Source organism: Pseudomonadota bacterium (genome assembly GCA_013285465.1).
Taxonomy (GTDB): Bacteria; Pseudomonadota; Alphaproteobacteria; order Micavibrionales; family CSBR16-224; genus CSBR16-224.
On the sequence record CP053449.1, the window covers coordinates 93,183 to 114,324 of the forward strand.

At 44.9% G+C, this 21,142-nt stretch carries 21 protein-coding genes; 14 read left to right on the forward strand and 7 right to left on the reverse strand.

From position 1 onward, the window contains the following. Nucleotides 1-2 precede the first annotated feature (2 nt). Entirely contained in the window at nt 3-1,145 is a 1,143-nt protein-coding gene (locus HND56_00440; GenBank protein ID QKK04238.1) for a HigA family addiction module antidote protein, read from the reverse strand. Beyond that, entirely contained in the window at nt 1,142-1,483 is a 342-nt protein-coding gene (locus tag HND56_00445) for a killer suppression protein HigA (protein QKK04239.1), read from the reverse strand. The genes HND56_00440 and HND56_00445 overlap by 4 nt, the downstream gene beginning before the upstream one ends. 154 nt (nt 1,484-1,637) lie before the next feature. Between HND56_00445 and HND56_00450 the strand changes: the two genes are divergently transcribed. Together HND56_00450 and HND56_00455 are read left to right on the forward strand one after the other, a co-directional pair. Continuing rightward, the gene (locus HND56_00450; protein QKK04240.1) at nt 1,638-2,138 is read left to right on the forward strand and encodes a SocA family protein; all 501 of its coding nucleotides are present in this window, start codon (nt 1,638-1,640) and stop codon (nt 2,136-2,138) included. A 75-nt stretch (nt 2,139-2,213) separates the two neighbouring features. Next, nucleotides 2,214-2,942 carry a hypothetical protein gene (locus HND56_00455; GenBank protein QKK04241.1) on the forward strand — a complete coding sequence of 243 codons (729 nt, stop codon included), beginning with the start codon at nt 2,214-2,216 and terminating at the stop codon, nt 2,940-2,942. Between the two features lie 17 nt (nt 2,943-2,959). On the opposite strand, the gene HND56_00460 is transcribed toward HND56_00455, so the two are convergent. The 3 genes from HND56_00460 to HND56_00470 all read right to left on the reverse strand — a co-directional run bounded on the left by HND56_00460 (nt 2,960) and on the right by HND56_00470 (nt 6,230). Beyond that, nucleotides 2,960-3,853, reverse strand: coding sequence for a DUF1738 domain-containing protein (locus HND56_00460; GenBank protein QKK04242.1), 894 nt, complete (start codon nt 3,851-3,853; stop codon nt 2,960-2,962). Nucleotides 3,854-4,312: 459 nt separating this feature from the next. After that, on the reverse strand, nt 4,313-5,362 hold the full coding sequence (locus HND56_00465; protein QKK04243.1) for a Fic family protein: 1,050 nt from the start codon (nt 5,360-5,362) through the stop codon (nt 4,313-4,315). Nucleotides 5,363-5,882: 520 nt separating this feature from the next. Further along, a complete protein-coding gene (locus HND56_00470) occupies nt 5,883-6,230 on the reverse strand; it encodes a hypothetical protein (protein QKK04244.1) in 348 nt (115 codons plus the stop codon). Nucleotides 6,231-6,399: 169 nt separating this feature from the next. Here HND56_00470 and mobC point away from each other — a divergent pair, with 169 nt between their 5' ends. Together mobC and HND56_00480 are read left to right on the forward strand one after the other, a co-directional pair. Then, nucleotides 6,400-6,780: a plasmid mobilization relaxosome protein MobC gene (gene mobC, locus HND56_00475; GenBank protein QKK04245.1), complete on the forward strand. Its 381-nt coding sequence runs from the start codon at nt 6,400-6,402 to the stop codon at nt 6,778-6,780. Next, on the forward strand, nt 6,777-8,681 hold the full coding sequence (locus tag HND56_00480) for a hypothetical protein (protein ID QKK04246.1): 1,905 nt from the start codon (nt 6,777-6,779) through the stop codon (nt 8,679-8,681). The genes mobC and HND56_00480 overlap by 4 nt, the downstream gene beginning before the upstream one ends. Before the next feature lie 76 nt (nt 8,682-8,757). On the opposite strand, the gene HND56_00485 is transcribed toward HND56_00480, so the two are convergent. Further along, entirely contained in the window at nt 8,758-8,964 is a 207-nt protein-coding gene (locus HND56_00485; GenBank protein QKK04247.1) for a hypothetical protein, read from the reverse strand. Nucleotides 8,965-9,009: 45 nt separating this feature from the next. Continuing rightward, nucleotides 9,010-9,300: a helix-turn-helix domain-containing protein gene (locus HND56_00490; protein ID QKK04248.1), complete on the reverse strand. Its 291-nt coding sequence runs from the start codon at nt 9,298-9,300 to the stop codon at nt 9,010-9,012. Between the two features lie 411 nt (nt 9,301-9,711). Between HND56_00490 and HND56_00495 the strand changes: the two genes are divergently transcribed. From HND56_00495 to HND56_00540, 10 genes are all read left to right on the forward strand, one after another. After that, nucleotides 9,712-10,092 (forward strand): hypothetical protein, encoded by a 381-nt coding sequence (locus HND56_00495; GenBank protein ID QKK04249.1) that lies wholly within the window; start codon nt 9,712-9,714, stop codon nt 10,090-10,092. Nucleotides 10,093-10,389: 297 nt separating this feature from the next. Next, on the forward strand, nt 10,390-10,740 hold the full coding sequence (locus HND56_00500; protein ID QKK04250.1) for a hypothetical protein: 351 nt from the start codon (nt 10,390-10,392) through the stop codon (nt 10,738-10,740). 120 nt (nt 10,741-10,860) lie between these two features. Further along, nucleotides 10,861-12,150: a TolC family protein gene (locus tag HND56_00505; GenBank protein QKK04251.1), complete on the forward strand. Its 1,290-nt coding sequence runs from the start codon at nt 10,861-10,863 to the stop codon at nt 12,148-12,150. After that, nucleotides 12,147-13,244: an HlyD family efflux transporter periplasmic adaptor subunit gene (locus tag HND56_00510; GenBank protein QKK04252.1), complete on the forward strand. Its 1,098-nt coding sequence runs from the start codon at nt 12,147-12,149 to the stop codon at nt 13,242-13,244. The genes HND56_00505 and HND56_00510 overlap by 4 nt, the downstream gene beginning before the upstream one ends. A gap of 21 nt (nt 13,245-13,265) precedes the next feature. Continuing rightward, nucleotides 13,266-16,448, forward strand: a complete 3,183-nt coding sequence (locus tag HND56_00515; GenBank protein QKK04253.1) for a CusA/CzcA family heavy metal efflux RND transporter — start codon at nt 13,266-13,268, stop codon at nt 16,446-16,448. Continuing rightward, nucleotides 16,438-17,340, forward strand: coding sequence for a cation transporter (locus HND56_00520; protein ID QKK04254.1), 903 nt, complete (start codon nt 16,438-16,440; stop codon nt 17,338-17,340). Before HND56_00515 ends, HND56_00520 begins: the two co-directional genes overlap by 11 nt. A gap of 615 nt (nt 17,341-17,955) precedes the next feature. Further along, a complete protein-coding gene (locus tag HND56_00525; protein ID QKK04255.1) occupies nt 17,956-18,681 on the forward strand; it encodes a HupE/UreJ family protein in 726 nt (241 codons plus the stop codon). Nucleotides 18,682-18,717: 36 nt separating this feature from the next. Further along, nucleotides 18,718-19,335, forward strand: coding sequence for a transmembrane anchor protein (locus HND56_00530; GenBank protein ID QKK04256.1), 618 nt, complete (start codon nt 18,718-18,720; stop codon nt 19,333-19,335). A gap of 675 nt (nt 19,336-20,010) precedes the next feature. Then, on the forward strand, nt 20,011-20,466 hold the full coding sequence (locus tag HND56_00535; protein QKK04257.1) for a periplasmic heavy metal sensor: 456 nt from the start codon (nt 20,011-20,013) through the stop codon (nt 20,464-20,466). Further along, nucleotides 20,435-21,043, forward strand: a complete 609-nt coding sequence (locus HND56_00540; protein QKK04258.1) for an RNA polymerase sigma factor — start codon at nt 20,435-20,437, stop codon at nt 21,041-21,043. Before HND56_00535 ends, HND56_00540 begins: the two co-directional genes overlap by 32 nt. Nucleotides 21,044-21,142: the final 99 nt, after the last annotated feature.

Genomic DNA, 21,142 nt, shown 5'->3' on the forward strand with positions numbered 1-21,142 from the left:
AATCAGTTTACTGCACTATTGCGTGAGCTTAAAGAAAACAACCTCTTCTCGTCCAGTTTAACTCTTAGTTTACTCAAAATTTTATATTGGTAGGACTGATAGCGTATTACATTTTCATGCAATAATCGGCCTAAAACGATACCGGGCGCAATACGCTGTTCTGCGGCAAATGTTTCAATAAACTCACTATCGGGATTTAAACACATCATTTCGAATTCCCTCCACTCTGCTTTGGGAATGAGAGTGTTCTGGGAAAAACTATTTGCCTCTGCTTCTAAATTGATCACAGAAGAAGCAGGCTCCATGTCAATAAACAATTCTTTTTTGCCGTGCAAAAGAATATGTCCCGCTTCATGAAAAAATGTAAACCAAAAACTGTCTTCAGTCTTATAGCGTCCACTTAATTGAATAAGTGCCTTCTCCTTTGTTAACCAACGTGCTGCACCACTCAACCTTGTCCCGTTGAATTCTGGAATAATAGTGAGCGCCACACCAGCTTCGGCACAAATTTCTTGCGCCTGTGGGAAAGCGCTATCAATGGGCTCTCTTGTTAATTCTCGGATTTTCTTGAGAGCACTTTTAAATTTATCGGCGTTGTATGACTTAGTTTCAATATCTTCTGCCTGTATCTGGCCACAGCGCAACCAAGCAGCAACAGAAAATTCATTACTATCGAATTTTTCTGAAGCACGATAGTAAGCTTTTTGGATATTATGCCATTGGCTAAGCGCATCTACGGATGCTACACCGAAAAACGATAAAACTTTCTTTAGTTGTTCAGCCGGGTTGCTTTCTTTATCTAAAAATCCGAATTTAACAAGGCTATTAACAGGAAAGCGGCCTAAGATTTCCTTGTGTTTTTCTAAATCCTTGTGTTCGACTTCCTCAGCCAGCTTTAGTCTATAACGTGCCTCCAAGTTGGACCATAGGCGCGCAGAGACACCCAGGACTTTCTCAAATTGCAAAGCTGTTTCAGGGGTAATAGCAGCCTTGCCAGCGATGATTTCGCTGATCATTTTTGCTGTTCTTCCGCAACGTTCTGCAAATTCCTTCTTTTTTATGCCACGTGCCTCTAATGTTTCTTCCAGAATTTCTCCGGGAGTAATAATATAATCAGGCATAAATGTTTCTGTACTTGTGCTCATCGGTGATAATCCTCACATATGTCTGTTATGACGATAGATGTTATTTTTTCTTTATCTATTCCACCGTCTTTTTTGCGTGGAATGGGATTATGATCCGGAATAAAAATAATCCTCCATTGTTTTTCTACATCAACAGCAAAGAGCTCGTCTTTGTCTTGCGTTAGTTGGTGGCAACGCTCCGGCGGTGTATGCGGCACATGTTCTAAGTTATCCGCCGAAACTAGAACCTCTAGCCGTCGCGCTATTTTACGTGCGCACTGCCGCCCGAAATTCTTTTGAAGCTCTTTCATGCTTTCGCATACTTTTTTCAGCTTCTTACTTTTAAAGTTTACATCCAATTTATAAATTTTTCCTTAACGTATTAGGTAAAGGTTTTGTTTATACGAAGTTATAAAAAAAAATACCCAAAGGCAAGTAAAAATTCTTAGTTGGTAAAAATAGTGCTATAGTGCAAGATACGAACTCGGGGACATTTACTTAGGTGTAATAGCGATGCCATATGATGGTAGAGATATAGCCAACTTTATTCTTGATATCTGCGATGAAAATGATCGTAAAATTACCAACCTTGCTTTACAGAAAATCATCTACTTTTGTCACGTCTGGTCTTTAATTGACTTTGATCGTCCTTTAATTAAACAAAGATTCGAAGCATGGCAGTATGGCCCTGTCCTTCCTTATGTATACAGAGAGTTTAAAGAATTTGATGCCAGTCCTATAACAAAAAGAGCGCAAAAGCTGAATATTGAAACTGGGAAAAAGGTGGTTGCCTCCATTCGGTTTGATGAAACAACAGAAGATTGGCTTAAAAGAGTGATTAACTTTTATAGCCGATTGTCAGCAGGACAGCTAGTTGAGTTGACACACACAGAAAATGGGCCATGGGCAAAAGTTTGGAAGCATGAAAGCGCCGTTAATCCGGGAATGAAAATTGACGACAGAGAAATCAAAATTTACTACTCCCAAGTTATACCGCCTTACGGAATACAGTAATTTAAAACCACCTTGACATTGCGTATAAAAATCATTACGTTTTTGGTTAAGGATTTTATATAGGATTTTTGTATTATGGCTACACTTAAAATACCAACTTTGTTACATGCGGCCCGTCTTTGTAAGGAAACGCCTGAGCTAACTCAAAGGGAGTTTATAAAAATCTTCTACAGTAAGATCCCGTTCAATTACAATCCGCTTGTAGCTGGTATGAGGGATATGATGTTATGGGGTATACCTTATGAAACAGTAGCACAGGGGATAATTAGGAAGGAAAAGCGACAAAAGGTTGCGGATAATTTTCTTGAGGCACTGCCGCTCATGCAAGAGTATGTTGATAGTATTTCACCGCATCATATTCAAGAAATGCCACGCGTTTACTACCCCCTTTCGCACGATTTGCGGATACCATTCTCTTCCCCTCTTGTTTATCAACAAAACAATCAATTACATATACCCTCTTTTATTTTTTGGAAAACGAACCCTCTAACCGAAGAACAAAAGTCGCTCTTGGCGACAATAATTGATGATTTGTTTTTAGAGGACCCAGATTTCGAAAACGCTAACTTCCAAATAGTAGACTTTAGTAAACCAGCTAAAAAAGAAGATCGGGAGTTATTGATTACAAATACAAAAGAGATACCTCGCCTTACGCAGAGTGAGAAAAATCGTAAACTGGAAAACCTCGTTCAAGGTTTTCATTTGGCTGAAGCAGAAATAGCAAATGCTCGACCCTCTCAGGAAAAAAATAGACCGCAACCTGAAAGTTATTCAAAAGACCAATACACCTTATTCTTGGAATAGAGAGTTCTGGAGACGGCCTAAGCCGCCTCCTGTTGTGTTTGCGGTTGCAGCGCTTTCAGAAAGTCTGCTGCCTTTACAGCCTGACTTGCGGCAGTGAAGATCGCTTTCTTGTCAGCTTTGAGAACGGCCAGCCAGTTCTCAAGATAGGCTGCGTGATCTTGTCTCGGTTCAACTGTGATACCGAGATCGGCGCAGAGGAATGCAGCACTCAGCTCTGCGACCAGTTCTTCCACCGCATAGGCGTTATCGCCGAAGCGTTTGCCGAAGGTTCTGTCCAGACGGTGCTTTGCACCTGTCCAGTGGCTGAGTTCATGCAGCAGCGTTGAATAATAGGCCTCTGTTGCCGTGCTGGTCTTGGAGCCGAGAAAGCGGCTTTGCTCGGGCATTGTGATACTGTCATCTGCCGGGCGGTAAAAGGCACTGTTGCCGGTATGTTTGATTGTTGCATTTGTATGCTTGATGAATTTCTCGACATTATCGAGGATTTCGACCGGATTTTCCGGTACGGGCGCTGGCGGTGCTTGATAGCCGTCTACCTGATCGGCGTTAAAGACGTAGGATGCTCTGGCGATATAGCGTGTTTCAAGTTCACCGTCGGTGTTTTCGATCTCATCTGTTTTATAGAAGATTACCAGAGAAGATTTTTCGCCTTTGCGGACTTGGCAGTCTTTTTCTTGCCATTGCTTGTATGTGCCCCATGTTCCGGTGCTGAAGCCTTGTGCCTGAGCTGAAACCCAGAGGTTCAGGATATTGATGCCGCGATAGTGATTGCCGGTATTGATGTTGTTCGGGCGGTTGAGGCCGGTTCCTGTACGGTGCCAGGGCATTTGCCAATCGCCTGCGCCTTTTTCGATAGCGGTGATGATGTTCTGCGTTACCCGGCTGTAAATATCTGAATGTTGTTTTGTCATTGTCTTACTTCCTTTTGCTTGGCGTTTGTTGGCCGCGACCGCCGCGGCCGTCTCATGGCAACCGATAGACGGCAGACCAAGCCAAAGGCGCACTCCAAAGGAGCCGCAACAAAGTGAAGGACGCGATAAAGCGGGCTGTTTCTTGTTTTCCGCGAGGAAGGCGCAAGCCGGGGAAGAAACCGACCGTCAAGCGTTGCGCCGCAGGGCGCATGCCGTCAGGTTCGCCACAAAAGAGACGACCGCGCCGGTTAGCGGCGATAGGCAAGCTTAAAAAAGGGAGAAGGGTTAAATGGCAGGTGTTCAGGGAATTTACAGGTGACGAAAGAATAGTGCATTGCTGTCCCTATGGCGCAGACATTAGTAGCGATACCCACGCTCAATAGGGTCAGAAATCGGTATAAAACTGGACAGCAAGCGTCCACCACGGAGCCTTATAGTATCAGAATTGGACTAGGTCACTCATGGGAGTCCATACCATGTTGATCGCCCTGCCCCATGCCGCGCAAGAAGGCCTTTTTCCACGAGTGATGAAAAAGTCGCCTTCAGAGTATTCGGACTTGCGCCATACTCCCGAACGATATCTCTGTTTGTAACGCGGCCATGATCACGAACATAATCCAAAATCTTGATCGCCAGTTCCGGCAAATCAGCGATTGCCCTCCGCTCACGCTCCACCTTATCGGCTAGGCGGCGCTTTTGTTGCTGTAAAGCACGTAGAAAAAAACTTAGCCAAGGTTGCCAATCCGGCGCTTCGCTGCGGATCGTGCCCTGCGTTTGGCGCAAGGCGAGGTAATAGCCGTCCTTGCTGTTTTCAATTACGCTCTCTAACGAGGAATAAGGCACGTAGGCATAGCCTGCCTGTAACAGCAGGAGTGTGGTTAGTACGCGGCTCAATCGGCCATTACCATCTTGAAAGGGATGAATGGCCAAAAAGTCGACTGTGAAAACAGCAACAATTAGCAGTGGATGTATCCGGTCAAGCTCACGGGCTTCGTTTAGCCATGTGACAAGCTCCTGCATCTGGCGCGGCGTGTCAAACGGCGTGGCGGTTTCAAATACGACACCGATCATCTTGCCGGCAGCGTCGAATGCGCCGACGTCGTTGCGCAGGGCTTTGTAATCCCCCCGGTGCCGCTCGTCTTTTTCGCTGTAACGCAGCAAGTCGCGGTGAAGCTGTTTAATATGATTTTCAGTGATCGGGATATCTTTCCACGAATGAAAGATCGCTTCCATCACCTCGGCGTATCCGGCGACTTCCTGCTCGTCACGGCTGGAGAACTTCTTGACCTCTAGCTTATCCAAAAGTTGTTCCACCTCTCGGTCGGTCAGCTTGCTGCCTTCGATGCGGGTGGAGGAGCCGATGCTCTCGATTGTTGCGACATGGCGCAACGCACGCAGGCGCTCGGGTGCGAGGGTTCTAAGGGCGCGCCATGCACCCTTGAACTCGTCAATCTCAGAGATCAAAGCCAGTAATTCAGGCGTGATCTGAATGGAATCAGTATTTATCATACCTGATAATATACCCGATTATACCGGATTGTCCATACCTGGTAATATATCCAATTATACCGAATTATGGAGGATGGCGGATTCTAGGGGGGGAGAGAATATCTAGTGGCATCCAATCGGCGTACGGTTGGTCGTTAGTCCAGAGCGCGAAAGCTTTTGGTCGATGGGTGTCCAGAGGGAGCGCTGAAAGCTCCCTTTGGTCTCAATGAAATTGTGCGCATCCAAACCGCACAGGGTTGGTCAGGGTTTTCAGGGGCAGGAACGCCCATGAAGCGATGGGGTATTGTTAAAGGGGAGAGCGCAGTCTCCTCCTTTGACGCGGGCTCAAACAGCGATATGTTTGTCTCCGTGAAACGGCCCTAAAAGAGGGATGCAACGGGAGAATACGGGTAGTAGTTTCTCCCTTGCCAAGATCGTTTTGTACTACAAAACACATCTTGCGCGGCAGGCGCGATTCGAGGTTTTCTGGGATTTTACTTGATAGGCTAGCGCGGGTTTTTGCGGGTGCTGTTAAACTTTTTTACTCCCGCGAAATCGTCCTTGCCTCTTCATCGCTCCAGGGCAGTCTTTGCACAGCGCCTTTGAGCAAAGTCTGCGGCTTTTTGCGGAGCGTTTCGTCTTTCGTATAGGTTTTCAGAGGCTTTGCTGTCTCGTTCAGCACGATAACAGCCTCGATCACCTTCACATGGACAAATTCAGCGGATATTTCCTCGATTTGTCCCGTAACCTGCTGTTTTCCGGTAATTTTATGCTTTGCCGCCTTGCCGCGCCCCTTTTTGCGGTCAGACCAGATGTTTTCCGTCCAGCGGATCACATCTCCAGGCGTTAAATCCTCCGCTGCGGCGATCCATTCCGTACTATCGGGCATGGTTTAAGCGTCCTTCCATTAGGAGAGTTTAGCAAAAACAGCGCGGAATGGCGAGAATATTAGGTCACAGAAATGGCTGAAAACCGGCCATAATTTGTGCAGTGCGACATGAAAGCACCGCCGCCCTCGTGATAAAATATAAGGATAGGGGAAAAGAAGGTGTTTTAAGATGGCTGATAAGGGGAAATATCCACCGCCTTATTCGCTCAGATTAACGTTTGAAGAGCGAAAACAGCTCCGGCAACAAGCCGGAACCAAGACGCTGAGCGCCTATATCCGCGAGAGGTTGTTTGAACAGCCCTCTCCACGCCGTCATTACCGGCAATTATCCGAAGATCATGCTGTTTTGGGCGAGCTTCTCGAAGAACTCGGCAAAACACGGCTGTCAAATAATCTCAACCAGCTGGCCAAGGCCTGTAACAGCGGTGCCTTTGAGGTGTCCGATGAAGCGGAAGCCGCAATCATCGAAGCACGCGATGATATTAAGCGTATGCGCGAAGAATTGGTGGCGGCGCTTGGCCTCAAGCCCAAAACAGGAGAAACGCCGTGATCCTGAAAGCCAGTCAGAGAAAAGGCGGAAAAGACCTGGCTTTGCACCTTGGGCGCGGCGATACCAATGAACATGTCACCGTGCATGAGGTGCGCGGTTTTATCAGTGAAGATATGATTGAAGCCTTTCAGGAGGCCGAAGCTTTAAGCCGGTTGACGAAATGCGAGCAATATCTGTTTTCTCTCAGCCTTAATCCGCCGAAAGAAGAATCTGTAGGGGTTGGGGATTTTGAAGAGGCGATTGATAAGGTCGAGAAAGCTCTCGGTCTGTCAGAACAGCCGCGCGTCATCGTGTTCCACGAAAAGAACGGGCGGCGGCATTGTCACTGCGTCTGGTCGCGTATCTTCCATGACGGCGAAAAATTCAAGGCGCTGAATATGGCGCATTACAAATTAAAGCTCAACGCCATTGCCAAAGAGCTGTTCCTGCATCACGGCTGGCATCTGCCGCCGGGATTCAAGAACAAAGAAGAAACCAGCCCGACCAATTACACGCTGCATGAATGGCAGCAGGCGGAACGGCTGAAAGACGATCCGGTTAAGCTGAAGGCGTTTTTTCAGGAATGCTGGAACGGTTCGGACAATAAGCAAAGCTTTGCAGGTGCTCTGCAAGAGCGCGGCTATTATCTCGCCAAAGGCGACAGGCGCGGCTATGTGGCGGTGGATTTTGAAGGGGAAGTTTATTCGCTCTCACGCTGGCTGGGCGTGAAGAAGAAAGAGCTGAAACAAAAACTCGGTGCCTATGAAGAGCTGCCAACGGCAGATCAGGCAAGAGACTTTCTGCAAAGCCGGATGCAGCAAGGAACAACGCAGCTTTTGGCTGAAAAACGGGCGATGTTCAAAGAGCGGAAGAAGCCTGTTGTGCAGGAGCTGCGGCAGCTGGTGAAAATCCAACGCCAAGAGCGTGCAGAGCTGCTGGAGCGGCAGAGAGAAAGATGGATTGTAGAGACCAAAACCCGCGCGGGGCGGTTTGCAAAGGGCGTGTCCGGCATCTGGGATATGATGACAGGCAAGAATGCCGAGATCAGGAAGCAGAATGAACAGGAAGTGGATACTGCGCATAGACGAGACCGTGCCGAGATGGAAGCAATGGTGCGACGTCATCTCGAAGAAAGCCGCGATCTGCACAAAACGCTGAACTTCTACAAGGAACAACATAGAGAAGAAGAATGGCAGCTTAAGAAGCAGATTGCCGGGCATATCAATGCCGCGACTGTGCCGGAGAAGCCGAAAGACAGTCAAGAACAGATTAAAGAGAAGTTGGCGGTGCTGGAGAGCAAGATTGCGGCATTATCAGGCGATATTGCCTCTTTGCAGGCATCACTCGACAGCGCATTGCTGTCTGATGATATGAAGGCGAAAATCCGTGCGCTTATCTTAAGAGCGCAGGAGACCATCATGGCCGAAAAAGTGCAGAAGAAACGCGCGGAGATAAAACAGCAGGAAAAAGCTGATACGGCAAGACTGATCCAGATGCAGCAGGAGCTTTACCGTGCCTTGCAGCAGCATGAGCAGTTAATACAGCAGCAGGAAGAACAGAAACGGCAAATAGCAGCAAATACGGCGTTTTACGCACGTGTGCAGCATATGAGCTATGATCTAAACGGCTTGCCGCTTTATCCGCTGAAAGTGACCGCACCACCGGGTGAGCCGTTCAATGAAGTGCGATACAAAGAGACATTAAAGCGCGAGAGCAATACCAGCCTTGTTAAAACCGTTAAAACAGTGCCGCCGAAGAAGCAGCATGTGACAACAACCGGCCTCAAGCAATCGACACTGACGGTTTCGGAAGTTCTGAAACGCGGCAAAATACCGCCGCGAAATGCTGGAAGGAAAACACGCGCTCCAGCGTTCAATGCAAAGACAACAGTAAAATTCTCAAAGACTGTTTTGCAGCCGTAAAGAGCTTGCTCAGATTAACTTTGTGAGTTATGCGATTTAGTATGATAACGCCCTTCACCGGAATATGCGGCAAGTTTTATTTTTTTAAGCCGAGCTCTTTCAATACATTATCTTTGTCAGATTTAATTAAAAATCTATCTGCGGGCATTTTAAGCACTTTGTCTATCAAGTCTGGCTCAAACAACTCTGCTGCAATCCGGCCTTGCTCTGCGCTTGGTGGAGAGGAAACACCTATTCGATTGAAAAACTCTGATACTTCTTGATCACTTAATTTTTTGGCCATGTTTTAATCCCGTTTCCAATATATAGTTTTTAGCGGCGATGCCATTTATGGCGTCTTAGAATTGGCAATCTTAGCGCTTAAGTAGCCACCTATTTTTGCTACAATTTTTTCATCGTTTTTGTTAATGGGCACCCTGCCTGATTCCACTCTGGAAATATCATCCTCTTGAGCACCGATCTCTTTCGCTAGCTCTTTTGTAGATAAGCCTGCAGCGATACGGAATTGTTCCAATAATCTACCAAGAGTTCTTTTCGTTCTTGTTTCTTCCCATCTTTCAAGAAACTCTTTGCTCGGTTTTAGCCCAGAAGAAAACTGCTCTTTATTTGGATCCGTCATTTCATCTTATCCTCATTATTTCCAGTGTATTCTACGGGGCGGCTAATCGCTTGTTTTCATTAATCTGAGTCGCCGCCGTTAAAGAGGCATAATGGCATACAGAAATTATTATGTCAATGTGTGGACGTAAAAACGTATATATAACAATACTTTAAATATGTTGTATTGCATTACATTGTCAAAATCGATGCTTGGCTATTTATACTAAAATGTGTGTTCATGATGTTGATAAGTATTCTGATTGGCCCACCCTCTGTGCGTGGTGGGGCAGGTAAGATACCTTCCATCTCGAAATATCGGGTGGTTTCAATGTTTACGCTTGTCTGAGAAGACAATTTTCCATTGGTAAAATCTTTGCTTATAAAAAAAAATCCTTGCACCTGTAGTAACTACAGGTTTTATATTAGAACTATGAAGTGGAAATTCAACATTAACAAAACCAAGGCCAGCGCTATTGGTAGCGTCTTTGCATCATTTGGGGCCATTTTGGCCTCGTCCTGCTGCATCATCTCCATTATGTTTTTTAATATAGGTATTGGTGGAGCATGGCTGGGAAATTTAGCTGTTCTTCATCCTTATCGTTTTCATTTCATCAGTGTTTCCGTATTGATGTTTGCTGCGGGCCTGTTCTTATTTGTGCGTGGCCAATTAAAAACTAAAGAGGTTTGTGACCCTAAAGACGGCAAACTCATAAAGCGTGTGCCTATCATGCTGACTGTATCTGCAATTCTGATTGCTGCGGCGATTGTATGGCCGGAAATGGAACCCATTCTTTTAAGAGCTATACGATGAAAGGTATATTTGAAACCCATTCCACAATCACATGTCCAAAATGTGGCCATGAAGAAACCGAAGAAATGCCAACGGATTCCTGCCAGTATTTTTATGATTGTAAAGGGTGTGGTGGAATTCTAAAGCCGGAACAAGGTGATTGCTGTGTGTTTTGTTCTTATGGCACTGTAGCTTGCCCACCGATACAGCTCGATAAAGGATGTTGTAAATAATTACTATACCTTCTTGTTTATCAAGTTCTTTGCTTGCTCCCCGTTGACAAAGTAAGGCTCTCTGTTTAACTCTAAAGATATGAAGATGGTGTTTCATATCATAACTCTTGTAATGTTTGTATTCGGTACGACCGTGTTGCCGTCAGCTGCGTGGTCGATAGGCTGCCAGGGGCTGGATTGCGCTGGTCTCGCATCTTCCGTAACAAACGAAATCGCGGCGGCATCCTATAATCAGGACAAAAATTCAGAACGGCCTATTCCGCTTGAAAGTCAGCATGATTGCGGTGATTGTTGCCACCATGCCCATGCCATTAATGCCGTTCTTGCTGTCACTTTGGTTGATTTTTCATGTGCCGAACATTTGTACGGTATATCTGACAACCTGAAACTTTCCATTATTTACGGACTTGACCGTCCGCCACGCACTTTTGCTTAAGGGCGAAGTGCGTCTGGAATTCATTTTTTCATAAAGCATTTTGCCTGTTTACACGGTAGCTAGATCAAAGGATCGATCTGCTACGAATTTGTATGACGAAAGCAAAAGAGATGAAATAAAATGATAAGAAAATGGATTCCGTTTTTGATTTGCGCTGTTTTGGGGGCGGCTCCTATACAGGCGTTAGCGCAAACCAACCATAATAAGCCGTTATTTGCTGTATTCGATGCAGTACTCAAAAATTCACCATCACTACGTTCCGGTGTCGCAGCTGTTGATGTGGCGAAAGCCGGAACAGTTCAGGCAGGATTGAGGCCAAATCCTTCAGCTTCATTTGAGGTGGAGAATTTTTCTGGCGATGGCCCGTTTTCTGGTGTTAATAGTGCCGAGATGACGCTCGGATTTACGCAGGAAATTGAAATAGCCGGAAAGCGGCGGTTACGGCGCGAGGTCTCCGGATATAATGTATCGATTGCCCATCAGAACGCTGTAGCATCGGCGCTGTCCTTATTGGCTGAGGCTTATCAGACTTACGCGGCGTACATTATTGCAGAAGAACGTCTGGCGCTTGCAGAGAAAAGGCGCACACTGGCCGATAAAATGCATGATGCTGTAAAAAAACGCGTGAAAGCAGCTGTTGCATCAGATATTCAGCATACACAAGCAGATATTGAACAACAGACAGCTGGTATCCAAAAAGCAAGGGCAGAAAGAGATTTGAGAAATGCGGTTCTGCGTCTTGAGCGACTGACAGCAACGGATATGACGCAGTTTGCAGCGGGTCGTGAATTTTTAAAAGCACTTCCTACGCTCCCGACCGAAGATATGTTTTTGTCATCTATTGCTGACCTGCCACAGATACATCTTTTGAAGTTTAAAGAATTGCAGGCGCAAAGGATGTCAGAGCTTGCAAAATCTAACGCTGTCCCGAACCCGACAATAGGACTGGGGGTGCGGCGGTTGAACGATGCAGATCGCAGCGCGTTTCTCGCGAGTATATCATTCCCCCTACCTGTTTTTGACCGTAATCAGGGAAAACGGCAAGAGGCACATGCTCTGAGAGAGCAGGCTGAGTTTGATAAACGAGCGGGCGAGCTGCTTTGGACGGAAACAGCAAAAAACGTCTATACCGGTCTGGAAGTAGCTGTGCAGAACGTTTTATCCTATCGCGACAAAATTATTCCTAGTGCACAAAAAGCCTATGATCAGGCTACGCAAGGATATGAGGCTGGTCGGTTTTCTTTCCTGCAAATGTTGACTGCGCAAAGAACGTTATATGAAGCCCAAGATGATTATTTGAGTAATTTGCTGTCGCTGCATGAATCAAAAGCACAAGCGGATTTTCTTATGGGAGTTCATCGGGACATAGTTGAAAAAACAGTCTCTTTACATGAAGGAGAGAGCCAATGAAAATATGTAATTTTGTAATAGCCCTCGGACTATGTCTTTCGCTTTCGACGTCTGTGGCGGTGGCTTATGCGCAATCGCATGATAGCCATATGCACGAAGAAACCCATGAGAAACATACGGTGACGGAGAGTGGAGGGCATGATGATCATAACGATCATAGTGAAGAAGGTGATAGTCACGATGAATATGATCACGATGCGCATGAGGAGCAAGATATTCATGACGATCATGGTCACGGTGCAGAAGACAAACATGATGATGAGCATGGAGAGCATGAAGACAGCAAGACGGAAATATCGTCGGAAATGGCTTATAGTGCCGGTATTGTTACCGAACAGGCAGATTCGAAAACAATTGCCAAAACAGTCGCATTGACGGGGCGCATTATTATAAACCAGAATGCAAAAGCAAATGTGCGGGCGCGGTTTTCCGGCATTATCCGTAGCGTGAACGTCAATCTAGGAGAGGCAGTCGAGAAAGGGCAGCTTCTGGCAGTTGTTGAAGCAAATGAGAGCTTGAAGGATTATAGCGTCACAGCGCCGATCAATGGCGTTATTCTGGAGCGCAATACCAATCTGGGTGATGTGGCAAATGGCAAACCTTTATTTGTCATTGCTGATTTATCTGAAGTTTGGGCGAAATTCCATATTTTCCCAAAGGATGCAGATAGAATAAAATCCGGACAAAATGTGCGGGTTCATACATTAGATGAAGGCAAACAAGGGGTAGCCAAGATCGATATGCTGTTTCCTATGGCGGATGAGGCAAGTCAGACATTGGTTGCGATTGCTCCACTATCAAATCAGAGCGGTTTATGGCGTCCCGGTATGACGGTTGAAGGCGATGTTATAGTTGCCGAAAAACCGGTACCTCTTGCTGTCCGTGTGTCCGCGTTGCAAACGATGGAAGATAGAACAGTTGTCTTTTTGAAAGAGGGAAATTCTTATGAAGCAATGCCTGTCCAGACCGGTATCAGCGATGGAGAATACGTTGAAGTTCTGAGCGGAATACAAGCGGGACAGGAATATGTCAGTGAGGGTAGCTTTATCATTAAGGCAGATATCATGAAAGCCGGTGCGGAGCACCATCACTAAGATGAAAGCGGAAACGGAATAATGTTAGAAAAAACAATTGAACTTTCTATACGGCACCGCTGGCTTGTCCTTGTTGCGGTTCTTGGTCTCTGTATCCTGGGTGGATACAACTTCAATCGATTGTCGATTGACGCTGTGCCAGATATCACCAATATACAGATACAAATTAATACAGAGGCATCAGGTTATACCCCGCTTGAGGTTGAGCAGCGTATTACCTTTCCAATTGAAACGGCAATTGCCGGTGTTCCGCGATTGGATTATACGCGCTCTATATCCCGCTACGGTCTTTCACAGGTGACAGTCGTGTTTGAAGAGGGCACGGATATTTATTTTGCTCGCCAGCTTTTGGCCGAACGTCTTTCGGAAATAAAGAGCGAAATGCCTGCTGGAATTGAGCCCGGAATGGGGCCGGTTGCGACAGGTTTGGGTGAGATTTACATGTATACGGTCGAAGCCGAAGATGGTGCTGTAAAAAAAGATGGTACGGCTTACACGCCGATGGATTTACTCACTATTCAAGAGTGGGTAATTATGCCACAGCTCCGCAATTTGAAGGGCGTGATAGAGATTAACACTATTGGTGGTTATGAACAGCAATATCATGTGATGCCATACCCGGATCAACTGCTTGCTTATGGCATTACGATTACTGACTTAATTACAGCACTGGAAAAAAATAACAGTAACGTGGGTGCCGGTTATATTGAAAAATATGGTGAACAATATCTTGTTCGTGTTCCGGGGCAAGTGAAAAATATTGAAGATATTCGCCAAATAATTATTGCGAAGCGTGATGAGGTGACTATTCGTATCGGCGATGTTGCGGATGTTGCTTTGGGCGCACCATTGCGTACCGGTGCTGCAACCCAAAACGGGGTAGAGGTTGTTTTGGGAACTGCAATGATGCTTATGGGAGAAAATAGCCGTGAGGTTGCTAAGCGCGTCGCAAATAAATTGGAAATAGTGAATCTCTCATTGCCTGAGGGTGTTGTGGCCAAGCCGGTTTACGACCGCACGGCTCTGGTAGATCGTACGATTAAAACGGTTGAAAAAAACCTTATTGAAGGCGCTTTGCTTGTTATCGTCGTTTTATTTCTGCTTTTGGGAAATTTTCGGGCAGCATTAATTACGGCATTGGTTATTCCAATCACGATGCTGATGACTATTACTGGTATGGTAGAAAACAAGGTGTCTGGGAATTTGATGAGTTTGGGGGCTCTTGACTTTGGCCTGATTGTTGATGGGGCTGTCATTATCATTGAAAACTGTTTGCGGCGTTTCGGTTTGGAGCAACATCGGTTGAAGCGTCTGCTAAGTAAAGAAGAGCGCTTTTCTCTTGCGGCAAGTTCGGCTGCGGAAGTGATTAAGCCCAGCATTTTCGGAATTTTGATTATTACCATTGTCTATATCCCGATTTTTGCACTGACAGGTGTGGAGGGTAAAATGTTCCATCCGATGGCTTTTACAGTTGTGACGGCGCTCCTGTGTGCATTAGTGCTTTCTCTTACTCTTGTACCGGCGGCTGTGGCTGTTTTTATTACCGGTAAAGTGCAAGAGAAAGAGAATATTGTCATGCGCGGTGCGAAAAGAGGATATGAGCCGTTACTGAAATGGAGCTTGCGTCATCCGGTTATTGTGATTTCTACAGCGCTCGTATTGGTTATTGTTAGTCTGTTCGGTGCGACACGTATGGGGACAGAGTTCATTCCAAATCTTGATGAGGGGGATATAGCTATGCATGCGATGCGTATTCCCGGTACGAGTATGACGCAATCAGTTGAAATGCAGTATGCGGTTGAGAAAGCTGTTGCTACATTTCCTGAGGTAAAAATGGTATTTAGCAAAATCGGTACGCCGGAAGTGGCGACAGATCCGATGCCACCGAATGTGGCTGATACATTTATTATTCTCAACCCCCGTAGGGAATGGCCCGATTCATCGTTATCGAAGGCTGACCTTGTTAAGCGGATTGAAGAGGCTGTTGAGAAACTTCCAGGGAATAACTATGAATTTACCCAGCCGATACAAATGCGCTTTAACGAATTGATATCCGGAGTGCGATCAGATCTTGCTGTGAAACTTTACGGTGACGATTTGGGACAGCTTTTGGAAACGGCACAGAAAATTGAAGCCGCCGTAAAAAATGTGAGCGGCGCTGAGGATGTTCGCATGGAGCAGGCGGATGGCTTGCCGACCCTGAGTATCGTTCCTGATCGAAAACGCCTTGATCTGTACGGGCTAAATATATCAGACGTGCAGGATGTGGTGCAAATCGCTATGGGAGGTCGACAGGCTGGCCAAATCTTTGATGGAGATCGTCGCTTTGATCTGGTTGTGAGGCTGCCTGAACGCTTGCGTACAGATATTAAAAAACTGGAAATGCTACCTATTCCGTTACCAAACACTTCGCACGGAGAGGCAAGAAATCCTGCCTATGTTCCTTTAAAAGAGGTGGCTGATCTTAGTATTGCTTATGGCCACGCACAGATTAGTCGTGAGAACGGTAAACGCCGCATATTTGTGACGGCGAATGTCAGAGGGCGTGACCTTGGCAGTTTTGTGGATGAAGTACAGAGAACGATACGACAGCAGGTTAAGATTCCTGCCGGGTATTGGGTTGATTACGGTGGTACGTTTGAGCAGTTGATATCTGCGCGTCAGCGCTTGGCGGTCGTTGTTCCGGTTGCATTGTTGCTGATTTTTGGATTGCTGTTTATGGCTTTTAATTCGGCGCGTGCGGCATGGCTGGTATTTTCCGGTGTGCCTCTAGCGCTAACAGGTGGGATAGGTGCTCTGCTGTTGAGGGATATTCCCCTTTCCATTTCCGCTGGTGTGGGGTTTATCGCTTTATCCGGTGTGGCCGTATTGAATGGAGTGGTCATGCTCTCATTTATTCGTGAGTTGGAAGACAAAGGAACGGATAGATATACAGCAATCATTGAGGGGGCATTGACCCGCTTGCGCCCGGTTTTGATGACGGCTTTGGTCGCAAGCCTTGGGTTTGTTCCTATGGCTTTGAATACTGGTGCAGGGGCTGAGGTTCAGCGTCCTTTGGCGACGGTCGTTATTGGTGGAATTATATCTTCGACGATTTTAACCTTATTGGTTTTGCCTGCTCTATACCGTTTGGTACCAGATAAGATATCCTTAAACAGAAAATCACAACGACAATCCACTGTGGAGAGTTCTCATGGGGCATAATCACCACCATCACCACCACCACCATCATCACGGTGATCTATCTATTAAAGGAGAACGGCGGCTACTCTGGGCAGTGGGGGCTAATATCCTTTTGACGCTTGCGCAAGTTATTGGCGGGCTAATTTCGGGTTCGTTGTCACTTATTGCAGACGCGCTGCATAATTTCAGTGATGCGGCGTCCTTATTGATAGCGCTGGTTGCTATCCGCATTGGAAGAAAACCGCCGGATAAATTTAAGACCTTTGGTTATAAGCGTGCTGAAACCATTGCTGCGCTCGTTAATTTGACCACACTAATCATAATCGGTTGTTATCTTTGTTACGAGGCAATTGTGCGCTTCTTTGCCCCTGAGCCAATCATGGGGTGGACCGTTATAATTGTTGCAACTGTGGCATTGGCGGTAGACCTTTTTACAGCAGCTTTAACTTACGCGCAGTCAAAACATAGTATGAATATGCGCGCCGCCTTTTTGCACAATATGACCGATGCGCTGGCATCTGTGGGCGTAATTATTGCTGGCACACTGGTGTTGCTTTACGGTTGGCTATGGGTGGATGCGGTTATGACACTATTGATCGCCGGATATGTGCTGTGGCACGGTTTTTTAGAGATGCCAAAAGTAGTTCATTTGCTAATGGAAGGGACGCCTGAGCATATTGATATCAAAGATGTGATTTCTGCAATGGAAACACAGAAGGGTGTAATTAATATTCACCATGTTCATATCTGGCAGTTGGATGAAAGCCGCATAGCTCTGGAAGCACACGTTGTGGTGCTTGAAAAGGAAGAATACGAAAAAATTAAGGCAGAGCTCAAATCGTTGTTACATGACAGATTTTCGATTGAGCACTCTACATTAGAATTTGAAATGAATGCGCGGATTTGTCCATAAGACTGGGTCAGATTAAAAATCTTGTATTATATGATATCTCGGCTACATTAAAATTGATGAAGAACTTTATTTTAACATTCTTAATAGTGCAGCTTTTTATGCCAGCTTTGTTACCGTGGCTACCTCACGGTTCTGTACATGCATGGCACAATCACCAGGAAAAACACTCTCAAAGCCGCAGTCAGTTAAATTTTGTTCAGGTACATGATCACCTGACACATGAGCATGAGCAAGAAGCTTCAGTCAATAAGCACCACCCTATAAGTCTGGACATCTCGGCGTATTTTAGTGATTATCTCCATGTCGATTTGCAGCACTCCAATCGCGACGTTTTGACGGCTTCTACGCAGGACAGTGAGAACTTTGATTATACACTCACGACTGATTCATTGCTGCGATCACGCTATAAGCTAGCTTCTGTGCAAAATCGTTCGCCTCCTGATCGACTAACGACTAGAGTGAAAATCACCCCTCTTTTTCTATCTACGCAGCGCTTGCGTATTTAAAATCTAAATTTGGAGCATGTTTGTATATCTATCACAGGATAGATATCTGTACCCTATGCCTTCAATTACTAATCCAAAAAATTCACTCTATGAAATGGAGACACTATTAATGACTAATTTTTTACAATTTTTTAAGGGACGAGAGCGATTGCTGACCTTTGTGGGTTTTGGAATAGTTTTCGCCGTTATCTTTGGATTTATTCCGGAAACTTTCGCTCACTCAGTAACAGAAGGCGATAAAGGCTATATTCAAGAAAGTACTGGAATACTTACCATGCCGTTTCTTTACCTTGGTGCAAAACACATGATGACCGGATACGATCATTTATTATTTTTATTCGGAGTGGTTTTCTTTCTATACCACCTTAAAGATGTAACGATCTATGTAACCTTGTTTGCGGTTGGCCATGTTATCACACTACTTTCAGGTGTTTTAATGGGGATCAGCATTAATGCCTATCTTATTGAAGTAATTATTAGCTTCTCAATTATTTATATAGCACTTGATAATATGGGTGCATATCAACGCTGGTTTGGCTTTCAGCCAAGTACAAAGATAGCCACGCTTATTTTTGGGCTCTTTCACGGTTTTGGCCTAGCCACTAAAGTACTGGATTATAAAATTTCGCCGGACGGCCTCTTCCCTAACTTAATAGCCTTTAATGTTGGTATTGAAGTAGGTCAGATTTTAGCTTTGGCCGTAATATTAATTTTAATGGGTTATTGGCGACGCTCAGAGAGTTTTATACGCCATTCTTATGCGGCAAATACGGCATTAATGACCGCCGGCTTCCTTCTTATTGGCTTCCATGTAACCGGATTTCTTACCGCATAACTAACTTAGATTTAACAAATAACAAAAGGAATTATCATGTATAATAAAAATACCCCTACACAAGCCGAGCTTCCTTCAACAGGCAAGCTTATTAAATCAACAATTATAGCGGCAGTTACCGCTGGTTTTTTACTGGTCACTGTTGTTATGCCTGCCGAATATGGTATTGATCCGACAGGCATTGGCAAAACTATAGGCCTGAAGAAAATGGGAGACATCAAAGTCTCACTTGCTGAAGAGGCGGCAGCAGATAAAGCTAAGAGTTTGATTGCTCAAGATGGTTCTGCAAATTCAACTATCGTAGAGCCTACGCCGGAGGCTGCGCCAGCCATATTAGTCCACGAAATGCAGGTAACACTTTCTCCTGATGAAGGCACTGAAATTAAAGTTGCCATGGCAAAAGGAGCAAAGGTTACTTACTCATGGTGGACAGATGGTGGTAAAGCAAACTTCGATATCCATGGGGATTCTAAAGAGCTTAAAATTGACTATCATAACTACGAAAAAGGCTCAAAGAAACGTGTCGACAACGCAACTATTGTAGCAGATTTTGATGGTAGCCATGGCTGGTTTTGGCGTAATAGAACATCTAAAATAATGACCATTACCCTGCAAACAAAAGGTGAATACACTAAGATTCAGCATATGAAATAAAGAGGGGTGAGCATGAAGACCTTATCTCATCGGCTTCTACCCGCGCAGTTCTTCTAAGAAGTCTTTTTGTAAATCGTTGGGCTCATCGAGAATTAGTCGCTTGTCTTGTTTTCCGATGTTTATCCCCCGCTATTTGACGGTAAAAGGTTGGTTGCGTTAAATATTTATCTCAAGATCGTGGCCTCTCACCGCAACCAACCAATGTTTTTTTGACGCAGAACTTATACTAAAAGAGTCTGCTGATGGAGTATTGTCTGCAAGCATAGCAATCAGATAAAAAAGTGAGGGAAAGGTAGCATTTGATTCGTATAAGGATTATATAAAGGCTATAGCTATAAGAGAGACGGATTTATGTTGTTGAGAACTGTGGACAAATTATTGGATAGGTTTTTCAAAAGGGAGGCATCCTTCTCTCGGCTTGATAGGCTTGAAGAGGATGTGTGGGGACGCATCAATTTAAGAGATGATAGTTATCAGGTGTCCTTTTTTCTCCTTCCAATATGGGAAAATGCTAGATTTCGTTATGTATCGTTAGCAATAGCATTGGTAATAGGGCTTATTGCTTCCCAACTATCGACTATAAGTGTGCACCCTGATAGCATGGGGCTGGAGGTGTTTTCAACAAACGCCCCATATATGCTCACATCCTCCATTCTCAACGCCATATAGAAAAATATGAAAAAAACAGAACAATTTATCACATTTGCGATATTAATCATTTGCATGGTAAGTGCTGGTGTTTTAGTGGGGCAACTCTTTAAGAGTGACGATGCTGCATATCATAGTGCGGTATCTGGTGATATGCATGCTCTTTTCCATCGTGACTTGAAGCTCAATGAAAAACAGGATGAAGAGCTGCAAAAAATTGAGAAACGTTTTTATCAGCAAAAGACGTTATTGGAAGAGCAAATGAAACTGGCTAATTTAGAACTTGCTGAAGCGATTAAAAGTGCGGATTACTCTTCTGCTGAAGTCCAAAAAGTTGTCGATAAAATTCATGCTGCGATGGGAAAATTGCAAAAACTTACCCTACAACATCTGACTGATATGCAGTCTGTTTTGAGTGATGAGCAAAACAGAATACTAGAGGAGAAAGTCGTTGAGCAGCTCTACCGAAACGCCGGACGGTAATTATGCTCCGGAAAGTTCTGATGAAGAGCTAATGCTTGCTTTACAGGGCGGGCAAGATAGTGCTCTTGACGATTTAATGAAGCGGCACAAACAGCCACTTTACCATTTTATTGTCAGCTATACACGTGATGACGATATTTCATACGATCTCTTACAAGAAACTTTTTGTCGGGTATTCACCCGCTCGGAAACATATAATTCTACATATAAATTTAAAACGTGGCTTTACCAAATCGCGCTGAACTTGTGTCGCGACTATTCGCGCAAGAAAAAATTATTATCTATTATGTCTTTGGATACGTTTTTTCGTAGTGAAGAAAATGGATCGTTACATGATGTTTTACCAAGTGATGCGAATATTGAAAGCCTGACGGAGCATCGCCAAACCTTAAAGCTACTTGGAAAGCATATTGACAAACTACCTCATAAATTAAAAACAGCTCTAATTCTCTTTGCTCTTGAGGATCATTCACAAGAAGAGTGTGCTCGGATATTAGGGGTTACTCCAAAAACAGTAGAAATGCGCGTATATAGAGCACGTAAAATTTTGATGCAAAAACTTGCGAATAATTTTTAAGTACAATTTTGGCGCCCATCGTAGCTTATAACTGTTAGCATTATCCTATATGAAAAGATTCTTGAGGGATGGTACGATATTCTTCGTAACATATTAAAC

What these genes read in the sequence shown, in the direction of transcription:
- HND56_00440 (QKK04238.1), bottom strand. Translation starts at nt 1,145, where the DNA reads ATGAGCACAAGTACAGAAACATTTATGCCTGATTATATTATTACTCCC.
- HND56_00450 (QKK04240.1), top strand. Translation starts at nt 1,638, where the DNA reads ATGCCATATGATGGTAGAGATATAGCCAACTTTATTCTTGATATCTGC.
- HND56_00455 (QKK04241.1), top strand. Translation starts at nt 2,214, where the DNA reads ATGGCTACACTTAAAATACCAACTTTGTTACATGCGGCCCGTCTTTGT.
- HND56_00460 (QKK04242.1), bottom strand. Translation starts at nt 3,853, where the DNA reads ATGACAAAACAACATTCAGATATTTACAGCCGGGTAACGCAGAACATC.
- HND56_00465 (QKK04243.1), bottom strand. Translation starts at nt 5,362, where the DNA reads ATGATAAATACTGATTCCATTCAGATCACGCCTGAATTACTGGCTTTG.
- HND56_00470 (QKK04244.1), bottom strand. Translation starts at nt 6,230, where the DNA reads ATGCCCGATAGTACGGAATGGATCGCCGCAGCGGAGGATTTAACGCCT.
- mobC (QKK04245.1), top strand. Translation starts at nt 6,400, where the DNA reads ATGGCTGATAAGGGGAAATATCCACCGCCTTATTCGCTCAGATTAACG.
- HND56_00485 (QKK04247.1), bottom strand. Translation starts at nt 8,964, where the DNA reads ATGGCCAAAAAATTAAGTGATCAAGAAGTATCAGAGTTTTTCAATCGA.
- HND56_00490 (QKK04248.1), bottom strand. Translation starts at nt 9,300, where the DNA reads ATGACGGATCCAAATAAAGAGCAGTTTTCTTCTGGGCTAAAACCGAGC.
- HND56_00495 (QKK04249.1), top strand. Translation starts at nt 9,712, where the DNA reads ATGAAGTGGAAATTCAACATTAACAAAACCAAGGCCAGCGCTATTGGT.
- HND56_00500 (QKK04250.1), top strand. Translation starts at nt 10,390, where the DNA reads ATGGTGTTTCATATCATAACTCTTGTAATGTTTGTATTCGGTACGACC.
- HND56_00505 (QKK04251.1), top strand. Translation starts at nt 10,861, where the DNA reads ATGATAAGAAAATGGATTCCGTTTTTGATTTGCGCTGTTTTGGGGGCG.
- HND56_00510 (QKK04252.1), top strand. Translation starts at nt 12,147, where the DNA reads ATGAAAATATGTAATTTTGTAATAGCCCTCGGACTATGTCTTTCGCTT.
- HND56_00515 (QKK04253.1), top strand. Translation starts at nt 13,266, where the DNA reads ATGTTAGAAAAAACAATTGAACTTTCTATACGGCACCGCTGGCTTGTC.
- HND56_00520 (QKK04254.1), top strand. Translation starts at nt 16,438, where the DNA reads ATGGGGCATAATCACCACCATCACCACCACCACCATCATCACGGTGAT.
- HND56_00525 (QKK04255.1), top strand. Translation starts at nt 17,956, where the DNA reads ATGACTAATTTTTTACAATTTTTTAAGGGACGAGAGCGATTGCTGACC.
- HND56_00530 (QKK04256.1), top strand. Translation starts at nt 18,718, where the DNA reads ATGTATAATAAAAATACCCCTACACAAGCCGAGCTTCCTTCAACAGGC.
- HND56_00535 (QKK04257.1), top strand. Translation starts at nt 20,011, where the DNA reads ATGAAAAAAACAGAACAATTTATCACATTTGCGATATTAATCATTTGC.